5 protein-coding genes are annotated in these 4,055 nt (G+C 67.2%); all 5 read right to left on the bottom strand.

From position 1 onward, the window contains the following. The coding region (locus tag VD811_16430) for a hypothetical protein (protein HXV22572.1) at positions 1-253 on the bottom strand (253 nt) is incomplete at its 3' end. 414 nt (positions 254-667) lie between these two features. Beyond that, positions 668-1,432: a ubiquinone/menaquinone biosynthesis methyltransferase gene (locus VD811_16425; protein ID HXV22571.1), complete on the bottom strand. Its 765-nt coding sequence runs from the start codon at positions 1,430-1,432 to the stop codon at positions 668-670. A 7-nt stretch (positions 1,433-1,439) separates the two neighbouring features. Further along, the gene (locus VD811_16420; GenBank protein ID HXV22570.1) at positions 1,440-2,699 is read right to left on the bottom strand and encodes a U32 family peptidase; all 1,260 of its coding nucleotides are present in this window, start codon (positions 2,697-2,699) and stop codon (positions 1,440-1,442) included. Positions 2,700-2,760: 61 nt separating this feature from the next. Continuing rightward, the gene (locus tag VD811_16415) at positions 2,761-3,375 is read right to left on the bottom strand and encodes a hypothetical protein (GenBank protein HXV22569.1); all 615 of its coding nucleotides are present in this window, start codon (positions 3,373-3,375) and stop codon (positions 2,761-2,763) included. Continuing rightward, positions 3,372-4,055, bottom strand: a 684-nt coding sequence (locus VD811_16410) for an MMPL family transporter (protein ID HXV22568.1), incomplete at its 5' end; no start/stop codon positions are given. The genes VD811_16410 and VD811_16415, both read right to left, overlap by 4 nt.

Raw genomic sequence — 4,055 nt, 5'->3', positions numbered from 1 at the left:
CATCGAGGGTCAGGGTGGTGGCGGCCAGTTGCTCGGTTGTGGCGTTGGCGTTGAAGGCATCCGGAAAACCGTCGCCGTCGGTATCCACCGAGGCGGCCGGATCGTCGGGAAAGGCGTCCAGAGCGTGGACCACACCGTCGCCATCCAGGTCGACCGGGGTCGAAGAGGAGGATCCGCCGCCGCCACCGCAGCCGGCCAGGGTCAGGGCGGCCGCGGCGGCCAGAACGAACAGGAGAAGGACTGACTTTTTCATGGCGAAACCTCCGCTTTCTGCCCGACCGACCAGGCTCCTCTTTCAGGGTCATCCGGAGAGACGTGTGCCGGGACGATCCCGGCCAACAACAGGGCGAGGGATAAAACAAGGATTGCCCCGCAACGCTGCCAGACTTCGGTTCGCTTTGCCATGTCCCTGCCTCCCCTGCTCGAAATATTAAATTCAGGCAATAAAGCTACCGCAAACAAAGGAAAAATCCATGGGGGATTTCCCCTATTTTCGATGGGGGGATTTACTGCTTTTACCGGAAGCGCTACGCCCTGTACAGCGAGTTGCGCTCACGTGCCGCGCGCCGCACCCGGCGCACCAGAAACAAGGCCCGAGGGATCGCTTCCTCGGGCCTCGTGCGCCTGTCAGGCCACGCGCACAGTCTGCGTCGATATCCGCAACAAATCAGCAGGCGCGCACTTCATCTGCCGGGTCCAGGCCCTTGCGCACCACCAGCATTTCGAGCAGGCCTCCGTAGAAGCGGCGCCCGGCCATGCAGGCGAAACCGTGGCGGCGCAGCAGCCCGCGCAGTTCCTGGCGGTCGGGATAGGCCCGAAGACTGGCGGCGATGTAGCCGTGGACCTCGGCGTTGCCGTGCAGCAGCAGCCCCCACAGTCCGCACCAGTTCTTGAGCAGCCGGTACTGGAGTCGCTGCCAGAAGGGGGAGGCCGGCTTGGAAAAGTCGAGGAAGGCGGCGATGCCTCCGGGCTTGAGGACGCGGCGGATTTCGTCGAGGGCGGCGCCGAGCTCCGGGGCGTTGCGGATGGCGTAGCTGCCGGTGACCAGATCGAAGCTGGCGGCCTCCAGCCCGGTCGCGCCCAGATCCCCCCGGGCGAAGCTGACCCGGGGAAAGCGGTTGCGGCGGCGGGCGATCGCCAGCATCGGCTCGGCCAGATCGAGGCCGAGGATGGCCCCTTCGGGATAACGCCGGGCGAGGAGAAAGGCGATGTCGCCGGTGCCGCAGGCCAGGTCGAGGCAGCGGGGCGCCGCCAGCTCCGGCAGGGCGGCGACCAGGGCCCGCTTCCAGGCGCCGTCGCGCCCGAGGGACATGGCTCGGGTGGCGAAGTCGTAGCGGCTGGCGGCCTCGGAGAAGTGCAGCTCGTTGTAGTGCCGCTTCCTCTCCGGCCGGTCGAGGTGGTCGCGGATTTTGAGGTCGAACCGGGAGCGCATCGCCTGCTCATCCTTTTGCGGTCCGGGATTTTTTCCCGGACCGGAAGTAGCGCCACATGCTGCCGTCGTGCATCGAGGCGAAGAGCTCCTCGTAGGCGGCCAGCGCCTCGGCACGGCTGGCGGCGTTGATGCGCACCGCCTTCGCGGCGAACTCGTGGCACCAGCGGCACTCCTCACAGTCGGCACCGAGGCATCCTTCCCGGCGGAAGCGTTCGATGAAACCGTCCAGCGCCCGGTTGTCGATATAGACCGGCGCTTCGCCCGCCACCGGTTGGGTCATGCCGCGCAGCTCGGCCAGGCGCTTGAGCGGCAGCATGCGCAGCGGGTTGACCAGTCCCGGCCGGATCAGGTAGCGCAGCAGCCAGAGGAGGCCGTGGCGGTAGTAGCGGTGGTCCCGGCTGACCCCCTTGAAACCATAGGCCTGGATCAGGTCGAGGAGGTTGCCGTCGTAGCGGCGCTCGGCGTAGGCCTTCACCCGCCGGAGCATGACCTCGGTGGGGATGTCGCGCTCGGCGATCTTGAACAGGTCGTACCCCAGCTCCTCGTAGACCGGCAGGTCCTCGGGGCGGATCCACTCCGAGCGGATGTAGTTGACCGGATCGCGCAGCTTCATCTCGGTGCATTTGAGGAAGCACCAGTCGAGGAAAAAGCCCTTGTTCTTGTGCCGCGACTGCCCGGCATGGGCGAGGGCGTTCATGTGCGCGGGAGAGAGGGCGCAGCCGGCGAGGCAGTTGTTGTTGACCAGCAGCTCCAGGTCGCAGCGGACCGCCTTGCGGATGCTGGCGAGGGTCGCCAGTTCGCGGTTGACCAGGATGCTGTCGAGGACGATGCAGTCGGCCCCCAATTCCTCCCACATCTGCGCCTTGCGCACCCGGTCGACGCCGCCGAAGACCGAGATGCGTACCTTGAGGTGCGGATAGCGGCTCTTTATCGTCTTGAGCAGCAGCGGCGTGGCGACGGTGACCGATTCGACGCCGATATCGTTCACCCAGCCGAGCAGCCGGTCGATGGCCCGCTGTCCCTCGCGGGTGATCTCCAGGTTGCCGAGGCAGGAGGCATTGAGCAGGTAGTTGAAGCCGATCCCCGCCTCGCGGGCCTGGCGCACGTGGCGGGCGAGAGCCTGGCGGGAGACCCTGGCCAGCTGGTAGGGGGCTCGGCCGCCGCCGACGAAGTCCTCGCGCAGTTTGCCGAAGAGTTCGGTCACCGGGTAGTCCTTGATGCCTTCGATCAGCAAGGGGTCGAAATTGGTGGCAACGCTCAGTCTCATGATGCAACCTCATCATTTTCGGGCGGCCCGTCAGTCCATGGGCAGCCGGATTGCTCGTTGGTTACGGGGCGAGGGCGGCGATCAGCTGCTCGGCCTCGGCCCGCTCCAGGTGAAAGCTGTCCATGGCGATCTCCACCAGATTGCCCCGCACATAGAGGGGCGAGGCGCCCTCGATGAAGAGCAGCCGGCGCCCGGCGATCTCCAGCCCCTCCGCGCCCTCGTTCAGCTCCGCCTGATAAATGGCATAGAGGGCGCTTCTGCCGGCGGTCACGAACTCGATCAGCAGCTGCTGCCGGCGATCCGGCCGGGGGTGGGCGCGGCTGTCCCGCTGCACCGCTTCCACGGCCCTGCTCAGGGTTTCCCGGTAGCGCTGCGAGTCGACAAAGCCGTCACGCTCTTCGGGCCAGGAGCGCTCTTCCTTCTCGCTGATGGCGGCGGCTACCCGCCGCAGCACCTTGCTGGAGAGCGCCGTCTGCATCACCAGCGCTCCGCCGCGGGCGATGAGCCGCACTTCCCCCTGCGGCTGCTCGGCGCTGGGAACCCAGGCGCGCCGGACGATGCGGTCCGCAGCCGGATCGAGCAGCGCGGCGAAGCGGCTGGCCAGAGCGGCCTGCTCGGCCGGTGCGGAAACGGTCAGCAAAAAGACGGCCGCCAGGGCCAGAAACACGGCTCTCATGCAGTCCCCTGCCGCAGCCAGCGGCCGGTCAGGAGGAGGCAGGCCGGCAAAACCAGCAGATCGTTGAGCAGGGCGCCGATCATGGTCAGTCCCGTCAGCAGGGAGAAATAGACGGTCGGCTTGAAGCTGCCGAAGCAGCCGGTCCAGAAGCCGAGGACGAGGACGACCGAGGAGATGACCATCGCCCGGCCGGTGCCGGTGGTGGTGGCGTGGACGGCTTCGGCCGGGGTCCGGTGCCGTTCGCGGCGGTAGCGGGCCAGGTAATGGATGGTGTTGTCGACCACCAGGCCGATGACCACGGCGGCGATCATGGCCGTGCCGGTGCTGAGGTCGATGCCGGCATACCCCATAATCCCGCCGCTCCAGACCAGGGGGATGAGGTTGGGGACCAGGGCGACCAGGGTCAGTTTGAAGGAGCCGAAGAGAACCCAGATGGCTCCCATCACCAGGATCAGGGAGAGGGCGAAGCTTTTCCCCAGGCTGGCCACCAGCCGGTTGGAGTCGCGGGTGACCTGGTAGAAACCGCCGGTCGGCACCAGTCGGTAGCCCTCGCCCAGGGTCCTTGCCGCATCCCGGTCGAGCGCCTCCAGAAGCCCGGCGGCTTCGGCCGTCCCCACCGCATGCAGGCCGACGCTGATCCGGGTGCGGGTGAAGTCGCGGCTGAGCAGCTTGCGCAGCAG

This window comes from Desulfuromonadales bacterium (assembly GCA_035620395.1).
GTDB lineage: Bacteria > Desulfobacterota > Desulfuromonadia > Desulfuromonadales > DASPGW01 > DASPGW01.
The sequence above is the reverse complement of the archived record's forward strand: the minus strand, read 5'-3'. Positions and strand labels throughout refer to the sequence as shown.

Excerpts from the sequence above, each read along its gene's own strand:
- VD811_16425 (HXV22571.1), bottom strand. The coding sequence starts at position 1,432 with ATGCGCTCCCGGTTCGACCTCAAAATCCGCGACCACCTCGACCGGCCG.
- VD811_16420 (HXV22570.1), bottom strand. The coding sequence starts at position 2,699 with ATGAGACTGAGCGTTGCCACCAATTTCGACCCCTTGCTGATCGAAGGC.
- VD811_16415 (HXV22569.1), bottom strand. The coding sequence starts at position 3,375 with ATGAGAGCCGTGTTTCTGGCCCTGGCGGCCGTCTTTTTGCTGACCGTT.